The sequence below is a fragment of the Terrimonas ginsenosidimutans genome (assembly GCF_022012415.1).
Classification (GTDB): Bacteria; Bacteroidota; Bacteroidia; order Chitinophagales; family Chitinophagaceae; genus Terrimonas_A; species Terrimonas_A ginsenosidimutans.
This window is the reverse complement of the sequence record NZ_JAKLTR010000013.1, coordinates 187,955-202,319: the sequence shown is the minus strand read 5'-3', so window position 1 is coordinate 202,319 and position 14,365 is coordinate 187,955. Positions and strand designations below refer to the sequence as shown.

Annotated in this window: 10 protein-coding genes; 8 read left to right on the top strand and 2 right to left on the bottom strand. The window is 45.1% G+C overall.

Annotation, left to right across the window (positions count from 1 at the left end; genetic code table 11):
- Window positions 1-111: 111 nt before the first annotated feature.
- From LZZ85_RS19535 to LZZ85_RS19520, 4 genes are all read left to right on the top strand, one after another.
- Window positions 112-2,490 (top strand): 3-hydroxyacyl-CoA dehydrogenase/enoyl-CoA hydratase family protein, encoded by a 2,379-nt coding sequence (locus tag LZZ85_RS19535; protein WP_237875038.1) that lies wholly within the window; start codon window positions 112-114, stop codon window positions 2,488-2,490.
- A 133-nt stretch (window positions 2,491-2,623) separates the two neighbouring features.
- Window positions 2,624-3,280: a peptidase M10 gene (locus tag LZZ85_RS19530; protein WP_237875037.1), complete on the top strand. Its 657-nt coding sequence runs from the start codon at window positions 2,624-2,626 to the stop codon at window positions 3,278-3,280.
- Window positions 3,281-3,422: 142 nt separating this feature from the next.
- Entirely contained in the window at window positions 3,423-4,784 is a 1,362-nt protein-coding gene (locus LZZ85_RS19525) for a M16 family metallopeptidase (RefSeq protein ID WP_237875036.1), read from the top strand.
- A gap of 33 nt (window positions 4,785-4,817) precedes the next feature.
- Window positions 4,818-6,158, top strand: a complete 1,341-nt coding sequence (locus tag LZZ85_RS19520; protein WP_237875035.1) for a M16 family metallopeptidase — start codon at window positions 4,818-4,820, stop codon at window positions 6,156-6,158.
- A 135-nt stretch (window positions 6,159-6,293) separates the two neighbouring features.
- Here LZZ85_RS19520 and LZZ85_RS19515 read toward each other — a convergent pair whose 3' ends face one another.
- Complete coding sequence (locus LZZ85_RS19515; protein ID WP_237875034.1) at window positions 6,294-7,217, bottom strand: TIGR01777 family oxidoreductase; 924 nt, start codon at window positions 7,215-7,217, stop codon at window positions 6,294-6,296.
- Window positions 7,218-7,373: 156 nt separating this feature from the next.
- On the opposite strand from LZZ85_RS19515, the gene LZZ85_RS19510 reads away from it, so the two are divergent.
- From LZZ85_RS19510 to LZZ85_RS19495, 4 genes are all read left to right on the top strand, one after another.
- Window positions 7,374-8,378, top strand: a complete 1,005-nt coding sequence (locus LZZ85_RS19510; RefSeq protein WP_237875033.1) for a glycoside hydrolase family 43 protein — start codon at window positions 7,374-7,376, stop codon at window positions 8,376-8,378.
- 199 nt (window positions 8,379-8,577) lie between these two features.
- Window positions 8,578-9,408 (top strand): DUF6159 family protein, encoded by an 831-nt coding sequence (locus tag LZZ85_RS19505; RefSeq protein WP_237875032.1) that lies wholly within the window; start codon window positions 8,578-8,580, stop codon window positions 9,406-9,408.
- Window positions 9,409-9,559: 151 nt separating this feature from the next.
- Window positions 9,560-10,477 carry an ABC transporter ATP-binding protein gene (locus tag LZZ85_RS19500; protein WP_237875031.1) on the top strand — a complete coding sequence of 306 codons (918 nt, stop codon included), beginning with the start codon at window positions 9,560-9,562 and terminating at the stop codon, window positions 10,475-10,477.
- A 22-nt stretch (window positions 10,478-10,499) separates the two neighbouring features.
- Window positions 10,500-11,285 carry an ABC transporter permease gene (locus LZZ85_RS19495; protein WP_237875030.1) on the top strand — a complete coding sequence of 262 codons (786 nt, stop codon included), beginning with the start codon at window positions 10,500-10,502 and terminating at the stop codon, window positions 11,283-11,285.
- Between the two features lie 1,074 nt (window positions 11,286-12,359).
- Here LZZ85_RS19495 and ftsZ read toward each other — a convergent pair.
- A complete protein-coding gene (gene ftsZ / locus LZZ85_RS19490; RefSeq protein WP_237875029.1) occupies window positions 12,360-14,297 on the bottom strand; it encodes a cell division protein FtsZ in 1,938 nt (645 codons plus the stop codon).
- Between the last annotated feature and the right edge of the window lie 68 nt (window positions 14,298-14,365).

Below are 14,365 nucleotides of genomic sequence, written 5' to 3'. Positions count from 1 at the left end.
TTCCAGAACAGCTTCCAATTATAATTAAATACCGCTGGTATCGGAACAAAAAAAGATTTATCTTCGAACTATAAAATAGTTGTTTAGCTAACTAATTTTAATCTACGCTATATGAACAGGATTATCAAGAAAGTGGCTGTATTGGGTAGTGGAGTAATGGGTTCAAGAATCGCCTGCCATTTTGCAGGTGTAGGCATTCAGGTCATATTACTTGACATGATTCCGAAAGAAGCGGCAGAAAGCACAAAGCCTGCTGAAAGAAATAAGCTTGTCAATGATGCATTGACGGCTGCGATCAAAAGCAATCCTTCTCCTGTTTACCATAAAGATGTGGTAAAGAAAATAACCACCGGAAACTTCGACGATAACATGAAGGATATTGCTTCATGCGACTGGATCATTGAGGTGGTGGTTGAACGGCTGGACATTAAGAAACTGATCTATGATAAAGTAGAACAGTTCCGTAAGCAGGGAACATTGGTCACCTCCAACACTTCCGGCATACCGATCCACCTGATGGCCGAAGGACGCAGCGATGATTTTAAAAAACATTTCTGTGGTACACACTTCTTTAATCCACCGCGTTATCTGCGTTTGCTGGAGATCATCCCCACGCCACATACAGACCAGGATGTGATCGATTTCCTGATGCATTATGGTGATCTGATCCTGGGTAAAACCACCGTGCTTTGTAAGGACACACCTGCATTCATTGCAAACAGGATCGGGGTCTATGGCATCATGGCCATTTTTGGATTGGTAGATAAACTGGGCCTGACGATCGATGAAGTGGATTCACTGACCGGGCCGGTTATTGGACGCCCCAAATCCGCTACATTCCGGACGGCTGATGTTGTGGGTATAGACACATTGGTGAAAGTGGCAAAAGGCGTACATGATAATTGTCCTGATGATGAAGCAAAAGAGTCATTTGTGATCCCTGCATGGTTAAATAAAATGGTGGAGAACAATTGGCTTGGAGATAAAACAGGTCAGGGATTTTTCTCCAAACGCAAAGGAGAGAAAGGAGAAAAGGAGATCTACACGCTGGATCTGAAAACATTTGAATATAAGCCAAGAGCGAAATCGAAGTTTGCTTCACTGGAAGCTGCGAAACCAGTGGATGATCTTCAGCAACGGTTGAAGATGCTGGTTGGCAGTCCGGATAAAGCGGGCGAGTTCTACCGCCATTTCCATTACGGACTTTTTGCTTATATCTCTCACCGCATTCCTGAGATCAGTGACGAGCTTTACCGCGTGGATGATGCGATGATGGCGGGCTTTGGCTGGGAGATCGGCGCATTTGAAAGCTGGGATGTACTGGGTGTTGAGAAGACAGTGAAAGGGATGAAAGATGCGGGCTATCAACCAGCAAAATGGGTGGAGGAGATGCTCGCTGCCGGAAATAAATCTTTCTTTAAAATAGAGAATGGAAGGAAGCTAAGTTACGATCCCGCATCGAAAACATACAAGGCTATTCCGGGCGGAGAGTCGTTCATTATCATGAGCAACTTCCAGGATAAGATCGTTTGGAAGAATGCAAGCTGTAAGTTGTATGATCTTGGCGATGATGTGCTCGGTTTACAATGGGCCACCAAGATGGGAAGCATTGGAGGAGATGTGCTTTCCGGTATCCAGACGGCGATCGAAAAAGCAGAGAAGTCTGCAAAAGGGCTTGTGATCGGGAATGAAGGCCCGAACTTTTCTGCTGGTGCAAACGTGGGTATGATCTTTATGCTGGCAATAGAACAGGAATATGACGAGTTGGATATGGCCATCCGTCTTTTCCAGAACACGATGATGCGCGCACGTTATTCAGCAATACCCGTTGTGGTTGCACCACATGGCCTGGCATTGGGTGGGGCATGCGAGCTGAGCCTTCATGCAGACAAGGTTTGTCCGGCTGCGGAAACTTATACAGGTCTTGTTGAGCTTGGCGTTGGACTGATCCCAGGCGGTGGCGGAACGAAAGAATTTGTATTGCGCGCTTCCGATGAAATGCATGAAGACGAGCCCGAAACGATCACATTGAAGAATCGCTTCCTGACGATTGCGACGGCGAAAGTAGCAACGTCTGCTGCTGAAGGATTCAACATTGGCGTATACCGTAAAGGGCTTGATGAAGTGGTGGTAAACCAGGGAAGACGGATCTTTGAAGCGAAAAAATCGGTGATAGAAATATACGATAGCGGCTATACAGCTCCTGTTCAGCGTAAGGATGTAAAAGTGCTGGGACGCTCCGCTCTTGGCGCATTGTATGCCGGTATCAACGGAATGTGGCGTGCCAACTATGCTACAGATCATGACTCGCTTGTTGCGAAGAAGCTTGCTTATGTGATGTGCGGAGGAGATCTGAGTGAGCCAACATTGGTTACAGAACAATATCTGCTCGACCTGGAAAGAGAAGCATTCCTTTCTCTATGTGGTGAGAAGAAAACGCTGGAGAGAATACAGAGTGTACTAAAGAGTGGCAAGCCTGTGAGAAATTAATACGATCAGTATAGAATTATTCTAACCGTCCTTACCATTTAACGGGTAAGGACGGTTAGCATCGGAAGAGTTCGAAGTTTCCGCTTATCAGTAATTGCATCAATAAGGTCACATATCCCGTTAAAGCAAGATCATGGGGCAGGCAGAGTTGGTACATACGGAGCTGATCATCCATTCAAACATCATCACGTATGGTAATGCGGCAGATGAGGCGATTACGGCCTCGATCCGCAAAGAGATCGAAGACATGTGGAATGCACCCAACGCTACGGTGCGTGTAAAGAACACGAACTATCGTGTCATCTTCCGGATCTCGGCATCTTACCACCCGGATCTAATTCCTGAAGAAATTTTTGAAAATACCGATCCTCTTAACAACTACTTCCGGATTGAAGAGTTTGCCATAGGCAATATTTCTTTCGTCGATGGATTGAACTGCAACACGGGTTATTTCAAAAGAGACAATCTGCAGGATGGCTCAACCACGGCCGCGCATGAATATGGCCATACGATCGGACTGGATCACCCTACTCTTCTTGATATACGGGGCCAGGGAAAACCCGGAATAATGTATCCCCGGGGATCTATTGTTGATGCCGCTTACCAATACAATCCGGCTGCCAGAGCGGGAGATAATACCAATGGAGGCACCATGAACCCGCGTAACCGGGAGGTGACCGAAAATGATATCCGGCTGATAAAGCTGCACCGCCTCAACTGGAAAAACAACCAGGCCAGGGTTGGAGAATTCTCCAGTATCTGGCATCCCGACCATGCTACGCTGCGATAAAGTATCCCGTAAAAAAGCCGGGTATCATCCATTAAAGCCGTTATTATATTTTCATCATTTTCTAAGGGTGGGCTGTATTCAACTTCAGTACCTTCCCGATTATCCCATAACTAAACCTGAAGAGCAGGTTCAAATTTTTTCTATGAATAAGCAATTATTTGTGGCAGCTATGCTGGCTACCAGCGTAACTGCATTCGCCCAGCCAAGACTGCCTGATAACTATCACTGGCAGAAGCTTGAGAATGGACTGGAAGTAGTAGTGATCGAGAACCACAAAGTACCACTTGCGACGATCGAGATCGCAGTGAAGAACGGCGCCTATACAGAAGGCCCTGAATACAGCGGGCTTTCCCACCTCTTCGAACACATGTTCTTTAAAGCTAATAAAGACTATCCCGACCAGGAGAAATTCATCAAACGGACCGAAGAACTGGGAATGATCTGGAATGGTACCACCAGTGATGAGCGCGTAAACTACTTTTTTACGTTTGACAAGGACAGCCTTACCGCGGGTTTGAAATTCATGAACGCTGCGATCCGTTTTCCGATCTATCGTACGGAAGACATGCAAAAGGAAAGACCGGTGGTGGATGGTGAATTCCAACGGGCCGAAAGCGATCCCGGATTCCAGCTTGGATACAGTGTAGGCAAGAAAGTCTGGGGGGATCTTTTCACCAGAAAAAATCCGATCGGCGATCATGATGTGATCAACACGGCTACACCTGAGAAAATGATGATCATTAAGGATAAATACTATCACCCAAACAATTCCCTCCTTGTAATTGCCGGTGACGTAAATCCCAAAGATGTATTTGCGAAAGCAAAAGCCATCTTTGGCGATTGGAAAAACAGTGGTTTCAATCCGCATGAGAAATATCCTATCCCTGAATTCAAACCGATCGAAAAAACAGAATACGTGATCAAGGAATCTCCTATTGCGCAAACTCCTTACGTTATGTACATGTGGCAGGGACCTGATACCAGAAATGATTCAATCGGTACACTTGCCGCGGATGTATTCTCGACGATCATGGGATTGAACTCATCAAAATGGCAACAGGCGCTTGTTGATAAAGGCATCGCCAGCTATGCCGGCATTTCGTATCAGACAGCATCGCATGTAGGCCCTATCTCTATTTTTGCAGTGCCAAACCCCGGCAACCTGAAAGAATTCAGTGCTGAAGTAAATAGCCAGATAACTCATTTTGCAGACGATAATTACTTCAGCGATGAGCAACTGCAAACAGCGAAAGATATTCTTCGCCGTAATTTTATCCGGGGTAAAGAAAAGCCATCAGCGCTTGCAAGTTCTCTTACATTCTGGTGGTGCAGTGCATCGTTTGACTATTATACCGATTATATCAAGGCATTGAACAATATTTCCCGTGCAGACATTCAGACCTATCTGAAAAAATATATGATCGGCAAACCATTTGTAGCAGGAATGATCATCAATGAAGACATGAACAAGCAACTGAAGCCGGCAGAATTCTTCAAAAACTAACTTTCAATTCCAGCTTAAATTAAAATTATTCGGATGAAAAAGATACTTCAATATACATACGTCCTGCTGGCGATGGTTGCACCATTTGCAGCTTCAGCACAGCAGGCTAAGCCTTATGACATGATGGTCAATGGCGTAAAAGTGATCGTACAGCCAAGCGGCAATGACATCGTGGTAATTCAGACCGTGGTCAAAGGCGGTGTACAAAACTATCCTGCAGACAAGGCGGGTATAGAAAATCTGGCACTTACCGCTCTTACAGAGTGCGGCACGTTGAAAGACGATAAGAACAGCTTTAAAGATAAACTCGATAAAGTAAGTGCTTATGTAAGTGGTGGCTCAAGCATGGATTATGGTTCCTTCAATCTTAATTGCATCAAGAGTGATCTCGACGCGGTATGGCCGCTCTATGTAGATGCATTAACTGTTCCAAAGTTTGATGCAAAAGAGTTTGAGCGTATAAAGCAGGATGCGATCAACAATATCCGTTCAACCGAATCGAGCCCGGATAATGCGATCAATAAACTTGCAAAGCAAACAGCTTTTGCCGGTACCAGCTATGCAAAAGAGCCAAGAGGAACAGTTGCAACGATCACTGCACTTACACAGGCTGAAACAAAGAAATACTGGGAATCCACCTTTACGAAATCACGTATCGTGATCATTGTTGTTGCCGATCTGGATAAAGCTTCTATCGAAGCCAAAGTAAAAGAATTGCTGGCAAAAGTTCCTGCTGGTGCGGCATTTGCAGGTCAGAAGAAAAACTATACCCCGGCAGCAAATACTTTCAAAGCAGAAGAAAGAGCGAATGCAACAAACTATGTAAGAGGTATTGCCAGCGGTCCGCTGCCGGGCACTCCGGACTATACCGCCTTTTCACTTGCGATGAGTATCTTTGCAAGCAAGCACTTCCTTGAAGTGCGCAGCAAGCATGGGTTGTCTTATGCACCGCAGGCCTGGTTCAATGGCGGTAACACATCGTATGCCTCTCTTTCTGTTACGACCACGGAGCCCGACAAATATATTGCTGTCGCACGCGGCCTGATCGACAAGATCAAAAAAGATGGCTTTACTGCCGATGAATTAAAAAATGAAAAAACAGGCTTCCTCACCGGCATTTACTACCGTAATGAGACCAACGAAGCGCAAGCTTCATCGATGGCGGCAAACGAAGTTTTACATGGCGACTGGAAAAGATCTATCACGATCAAAGAAGCTGTTGACAAAGTAACCTTGCAACAGCTGAACGCAGCATTCAATAAGTACATGAACAATATCACGTGGGTATACCAGGGTGATCCTAAAAAAGTGACTGCGACGATGTATACGCAGAAAGAAACACCGGCGATGCCTGCGGAGAAGAAAGCTTTCTAAATTATAAACAGGTGTAGGTCTACCGATGATCTACCCGGTTGTTCAGCAAAAACGCAGATATTACTCAATTATCAGAGTATTATCTGCGTTTCTGCTTTTTGTATGAGTTCAGGTCAGCGGGGCCTCTAAGCCGGCTTATTTCAAAGAAGGCAATGCGGCGTCTATTGTCGGATACTGATAGGTGAAATCAGTTAGATGAACTTTTACGCAGCTCACTGTCGCACTTTTTAATACTTCAATACTCATTTCTCCCAATGCCATCTTGAGTACAAATGCAGGTACATGCATCGGCACATAAAAGCTCCCTTTAAGCTCTTTAGCGAGCTTTGTAACAAGCTCACTATTTGATACAGGTTTCGGAGCCACTGCATTGTAGATCCCCTCAAGACTTGCATGCTCAATAAATCGTATGTAGAGCCGGACAAGATCTTCAATATGTATCCAGCTGATCATTTGTTTTCCGCTGCCGAGTATTGCGGCTACGCCAAACTTTACCGGCTTTCTGAATTCTTTGAGCGCACCTCCTTCCTTGCTCAATACGATCCCGGTGCGAAGTATCACCAGTCGTTTGCCAAGTTGCTTCAACGGTGTCACGCTTTCTTCCCATTTTAAACAGGTTTCGCCAAGAAAGCCAGTGTCTGGTTTATCTTCTTCGATGAATGGGCGGGGGTTGGGTATTAAAGGATCCGGGCCATACCATCCGATCGCTGAGGAGCTGATCACCGATTGCACATTGTTTTTATTTTCCTTCAATACCTTAACGAGCAGTTGCCCGCTTTTCACCCGGCTATCGACAATCTCTTTTTTCCTGCTTTCGGTCCATCTTTTATCGGCAACTCCAGCGCCGGCAAGATGAACGATGTGATCCGCGGCAGCCAGCGCTGCCTGGTCAATTTGTTGTTTATCCAGGTTCCAATGAGCGTAACGGATCTTTTCTTCGGGCTTGTGAGCCGATGGATCTCTTGTTAAAATGATCACATCGTAGCCGTTTTTCACCAATGATGCAGAGAGTGCTTTGCCGATCAGCCCGGTCCCTCCCGTGATAAGAATCGTTGCCATAACCCGTCTTTAAGTTTTTGATGGAGTTGATAATGATTTCAACACAAATGCCGTGCTACAACGAGGCCTATCCCGGTGGTCAATTCTAAGATACAGGGATCAGTTGACATCCGGAGAAATGCGTATTTTAGTCAGCACGTACAAACCGTTCTTCACATGAAAAAGAATATGATTCTCAAAGCTAAGCAAGCCAGCCTTATTATACTGGTGGTTTTTTGTAATATTTATGCATCTGGTCAAAAGACCCCGGCCACACGGTCCGGCAACCCCTTATTTCCTGGCTGGTATGCGGATCCCGAAGGTGTGATCTTTGACAAAACCTACTGGATCTATCCTACGTATTCGGCGCCTTATAACAAGCAGGTGTTCCTGGATGCTTTTTCTTCTACAGACCTTGTTACATGGAAAAAGCATCCCCGCATTGTTGACACCGCTTCTATCAAGTGGGCCTGGCGGGCGATGTGGGCTCCATCCATTGTAAAAAAAGATAAAAAGTATTTCCTGTTCTTTGGTGCAAACGATATCCAGCATGATTCAGCAAAAGGCGGTATCGGCGTGGCAGTTGCGGATAAACCCGAAGGCCCCTTTAAAGATCATCTGGGAAAACCGTTGATCGATAAGTTTCACAATGGAGCCCAACCGATCGATCAATTTGCATTCAAAGATAAAGACGGACAATACTATCTCTTCTATGGAGGATGGAGACATTGTAATGTGGCGAAACTAAACAACGATTTCACCGGCTTTGTTCCTTTTGAAGACGGAACAATATTCAAAGAGATCACTCCCAAAGGATATGTTGAAGGACCATTTATGTTTATCCGTAATGGCAAATATTATTTCATGTGGTCGGAAGGTGGCTGGACCGGCCCCGATTACAGTGTGGCTTATGCCATTGCAGATTCTCCATTTGGGCCCTTTGAGCGCGTTGGCACCATACTGCAGCAGGATTTCTCGATCGCTAATGGTGCAGGGCATAATTCCGTGATCCATGATGAAAAGAAAGATAAATGGTACATCATCTACCATCGCCGGCCATTGACAGAAAAAGACGGCAACTCAAGGGAAACTTGTATAGAAATAATGGACTTTGATGAAAAAGGATTGATCAAACCTGTGATCATCACCAGGGAGGGCGTCTCTTCAAATAAATTGAGATGATAGACTGTCAACAACGGATGAGAACGATAAGAGATTCTGGTTTCTTACATAAGGGTATTGAATATTGGGATGGCGTTTGAAGATCATGGTGCTCCATCGTATAGAGTCTTTCTTAGGCAGATAGCTTAAACCCCAGGTAATTTAACGATAGAAATCCCGCTTTCAATTTGTATATTCATCTTCAAAATCAATTAGTCTTATGAATTTCTTTGATCGCCTGTCAAATGGCTGGACGATGGCCATGAACAGTTTTAAAGTTTTGAAAGAAAATAAACAACTGATCATCTTTCCTATCCTTTCGGGCATCTCACTGATATTGGTGATCGGCTCATTCTTCACCGGGATCCTTGCTGCAAATGGCTGGGATATAGACAACATGGAAACGGAAAATCCTTTTGTGATCTACGGGACCATTTTCCTGTTTTATATCGTGAACTATTTCGTGATCGTGTTTTTCAATATGGCATTGGTTCATTGCACAAGATTGTATTTCCGGGGAGAAGAAGTTACGGTCCGGGCAGGGTTGCAATTCAGCTTTAGTCGTATCGGCGCGATCTTTTCCTGGGCGATATTTGCGGCAGTCGTTGGAACGATCCTCAAAGCTATCCAGGAAAATTCCGGGGTTGTTGGAAAAGTGATCACAGGGATTATCGGTATTGTTTGGGGAATTGCAACGTTCTTTGTTGTACCGATCATCGCATATGAAAATGTCGGCCCACTGGAAGCCTTCAAGCGTTCATCTAAAATGATGAAAGAGAAATGGGGGCAGAGCCTTGGCGCAACATTCAGTTTCGGATTGATACAAATTATCGGCATACTCATCGTAGCAATACCTCTTTACCTGGTCGGATCGCTGATCCATCCTGCTGTGGGTATTGTATTTGCATCACTGGGTGCGTTTGCAGTGGTGGCGATTATCAGTGCCGCTGAAGTGATCTTCATCAGTGCAGTTTACCACAATATCAACGGAGATCCGGTAGCGCATTTCAATCAGCAGGCCATCGACAACCTGTTTGTTCACAAAGACTAAGATCAATTTACTTTACTGGAACGGCAACCTGAGATCAGGTTGCCGTTCTCTATTTGAATAATCGCCGCTTATCCTCTGTTTACCAGAACGCTTACTATTTTATTTTGAAAAGCGCCATAAACCACTATCTTCAGATCACAATCTCAGACTTATGAGTTCCATTCTCAGTATTGACAAAATATCCAAATTTTACGGGCCGATCAAGGCGCTGGATAATGTTTCATTTGAGGTACCGCAGGGAAGTGTGTTCGGCATCCTGGGCCCAAACGGCAGTGGCAAAACCACGTTGCTGGGTATAGTGATGGACATTTTAAAAGCCAGCTCGGGTACCTTTCTATGGAATGGGCAACCCGGATCGGAGGTGATCCGTCAGCGGATCGGCACCCTGCTTGAAACCCCAAACTTCTATCATTATCTCAGCGGCGAAAAGAACCTTGCTATTGCGGCTGAGATCAAACAGAGAGGGAAGGAAGATATTGCACGCGTTCTTGAAATCGTGAACCTCACACAAAGAAAGCATTCGAAATTCAGCACCTATTCTCTCGGTATGAAGCAACGTCTCGCGATTGCTTCCGCGCTTCTGGGGAATCCGGATATACTGGTATTTGATGAGCCGACAAATGGCCTTGATCCGGCTGGTATAGCCGAGATCAGAACGCTGATCAAAGAGCTGAGCGGGCAGGGCAAGACCATCATTATGGCAAGCCATATCCTTGATGAAGTGGAGAAAGTATGTACGCATGTCGCGATCATCCAGAAAGGGCATATGAAAGCGGTCGGAAGCGTACGCGAGATCCTGGATTCAAGAGGCGGTCAGCAAATAACTGTACTTGAAGTAGGCTCGGACGATCTTGCGACTCTCGATAATATTGCAAGGCTGATGCCCGGAATCACAGCGGTACAATCGATCGAAGGCTATCTGCAGGTAACCTGTGAAGAACAGGTTACAGCTTCCCAATTCAATAAATACTGTTTCGAAAAAGGAGTAGTGCTAAACCGATTGAATACGAAACGTAAATCACTCGAAGCAACCTTCCTCGAAATTACCGGTACAAAAAGCGAACGTTAACTGATATCAATAAACTTATTTTATGTTACACCTTTTAAAGATCGAATGGCTGAAAGTAAAAAACTATCGTGCCTTCTGGGTGTTCTCCATATTGTATTTAGCCAGCATCTTCCTTGTGAATTATATCGCCTGGAGTGTGGTTGAAAGAACTCAATCTCAAGCGCCTGCCGCGTCAATGGTACTTGGCAGCCCATTTGCTTTCCCCAAAGTATGGCAGACGGTTGGATGGTTCAGTAGCTGGTTGCTTTATTTCCCCGGTATGATCATCATTATGCTGATGGTAAATGAATTCAATTTCAAAACGCACAGGCAGAATGTTATTGATGGCTGGAGCAGGAAGCAATTTATCGGTGTCAAAATTGCAATTGTTGTATTGTTCTCTGTATTGATAACTGTACTCAATGCCATCACTTCCATATTTTTTGGCAGCTTATCCGGAGGCGGTTTCAGTTTTGAGGGGATGGAATACCTGATATACATATTCTTTCAATCACTCGCCTACCTGTTCCTTGCATTGATGCTTGCAGTATTGTTCCGTCGCAGCGGATTAGCCATAATTATTTTCTTTCTCTATGGCCTGATATTCGAATGGCTGATCTGCGGATTACTGACCTTCCAGGCAAAGGCAACTCCTTTCAGTTATTTCCTTCCATTGCAAACAACAGACGTTCTTATACCGATCCCATTTGGAGAGAAGGTCTTCTACCCCGATGCACCTTCAGCAATCGCCCTGATCATTGGCGTACTGGCATATATTACGCTCTACGTGTTCTTTGCCAGGAAGAAGTTTCTTGTGGATGATCTCTAGAATATAGTTTAAGATCTTGATCCCTTAAGGGTTTAAAGGTTCATCGACTGGACTTTTAAACCCTTAAGTATTATATACAGGTATCATTAAATTTCTACCAGTCAGCAGGTGTTCCCGATATGCTCAGCCAAGTAATTTAACAGTCTACCATTAAAAGCTTATTCGCTTTTACCACTTTTTCGTTTCGCTATTTCCCCTTGATCTTTAGATCAGGTGCATTTTTTTGGGGGGGGGATGAGTTCTTCAGCATTTGTTACTGGTCGTCTATTCACCCTCATACTTCCGTTATTTTCCCGGGAGATCCTGTGTTTTTCCCATGGATTCCCTTTTGCATAAAGCGATATTTACAACAGAGAAATTTCTTAGTCACCGTCATTTTCAGGACTGGTGGAGGAGGGCAGTCCTGAAAAGGGCGGTGCGTTTTTTTTATTGCATCTATGATCAAAAAAAGGAAGAATGAGATAGGAAATGTGGAATGATACAATTGAAAAGTGGGCGACGACAGTCAAACGCAGCAATGCGGTTGCTGTGGTATGCCCATTTCTGGCCGGCGCGCGCGGCGGTGAATGGATCAGCGCGCGCATGCGGCTGGATCAGCGCGCGACGGGAATAGTAACCCGCACCCGGGCAAGGCATAGACACCCGGATTCTACTATATCTCCGAAGCCTCTCGAACCTGGGAAACCTCGGAAACCTTTGGAACCTATGAAACCTCTAGAACCTCCAGAAAGCTAATAACAATTACAAAGAGAAGGAATATGAATAGATAAAGAGGGAAAGATAAGATACCGATATTAGTCTGTTGCAAGACAGACAAGAATTGCAACAGCGCATGAACGCAATGCAATCCCTCGCTAACCTTAGTAACGACTCTAAAACCCTTCGGCTACGCATGGGGCAAGGAAGAACTCCCGCGGCTCCTAGCCAGGGATTAGGGGCATGCTATCTAAATAAAAACAAAACCCCTGGCGAAAACGCCAGGGGAACAACTAAAAACACGTTCCTTACGTTGGCTTCATTGGGAACGAAAGAGGAACACGGTCATGCCTTTTCCCTCTTTCTTCCCCTTAGCCTTTAGTCGGGTTTTTTCCCTTCTAAAAACGTATTGATCGTGCTGATCTGAGTCTGGTTATTATGATCTTTCTTTACTTCGTAACTGCTATAGAAATTCTCGATCTGCGAAGTACTGTTGTATAATTCCATGTTGCGGCGGATATAAGCCGGCACCGTTTCAAATTCATTGTTTGGATCAGCAGCATTTACGTTGAAAGATAAGTTGCGTAATTTATGCAGTCTCTCTGCCGCTTTGCGCTTCTGATCTTCCGCTTCATCAAACATAGCGGCCTCTTCCGCCTGGGAAGAATTCGGCTGCTGATTATGATGGGTGACTGAAATATCACCAGTTGGAGTATCACTTCTTTCAACCAGCTGCATCTGAATTTCATCGTCATCCTTCGCAGTAATAGCTGGAGGAGGAACTGGTTTTTCAGGTGCAGGAATGGAAGGCGGCATCTCTTTCTTTGCCTCTGCATAAATATTGGAAGGCCGGGACAAATATCCACCTGAAGTGCCGGATGTCGATCCAGCTTTATTTGCAGGCACCTCTGTTTTCTTAAACGGAGACCCGGAAGACTCCTCATGGTTTATCGCTGATGCTTGCGGCTTCGGCTGGTTTACAGAAAACAAAACCTCCTGCTGCACAGGCTGTGTTTTTTTCTCTGTCGAATTCTTACCGGTATTATTACTTGATACTTCTGCAGCTTTTGAACTCTTCTCAGCCGGAAGCTTCCCGCCAAACAGGTCAAAATGGACTGCGGGTTCATCTTCCCGCGCGAATTCAGGCTCTACCATATCATTCAGGGCAGGCATTGGAACTTCCTGAAGAGTTTGATCACCTACCAGTTTAGGAGCAAGCGGATCCATCATTTCCTCTTCCGCTTTCACCTCCGGTTCTTTTTTCAGTACTGGTTTTGCGCCAAGTTCCAATACGATCTTATCTTCCTTCTTCGGCTCAGCTTTTTTTGAAACTGGCATTGTGAAAGGATCTTTATATTCAAAGCCAGTTGCAATCAAGGTGATACCAAGTTTATCCCCAAGAGATGCATCATAGCCAAGCCCCATGATCACATCAGTACCTTCACCTGCCTGGCTAACCAGGTGTGTTTGAATGATATCAACTTCATCCATCGTGAATTCATGATCTCCTTCAGCGGAGTTGATATTGATCAGTATCCATTTTGCACCTTTGATATCGTTATCGTTCAGCAATGGAGAGTTCAATGCCTCTTCAATCGCTCTGTGTGCACGGCCTTCGCCCGAAACCGCCGCGCTCCCAAGGATCGCTACTCCACCGTTACGCATTACTGTACATACATCGGCAAAGTCAACGTTGATCTGGCCGGTACTGTTGATCACATCCGTAATACACTTGGCTGCAGTAGCCAGTACATTATCTGCACGCTCAAAAGCTTCGCGCATTTTGAGGTTACCAAACTGGTGACGAAGTTTGTCATTGCTGATCACCAACAGGGTATCAACATACTGCTTCATTGTTTTAATTCCTTCTTCGGCCTGTAGCTGGCGCTTCTTTCCCTCATAAGAGAACGGCGTAGTCACAATACCCACGGTAAGGATCCCAAGGTCTTTACAGATCTTGGAAATGATTGGCGCGCCACCGGTGCCGGTTCCACCACCCATACCCGCAGTGATGAAAGCCATTTTGGTGTTCACTTCCAGGATGCCCTTCAATTCTTCCAGTGACTCCTCTGTCGCCTGACGGCCAATATCCGGATTTGCACCTGCACCCAATCCCTGTGTCAGGTGTGGCCCTAACTGAACACGGTTTGGAATTCCGCTATTGGACAATGCCTGCGCATCAGTATTACATATTATAAAATTGACGCCATCTATCTGCTGTTTAAACATGTGGTTAACTGCGTTACCACCACCTCCACCCACACCAATTACCTTGATGATGGATGATTTTTCTTTTGGCAAATCAAAATGTATCATTCGCTTCGTTTTAAATGGGTTAGTTTCTCGAAGTAAAAAGTCAAAATTAAAAAGTAACCCCGCCCTCA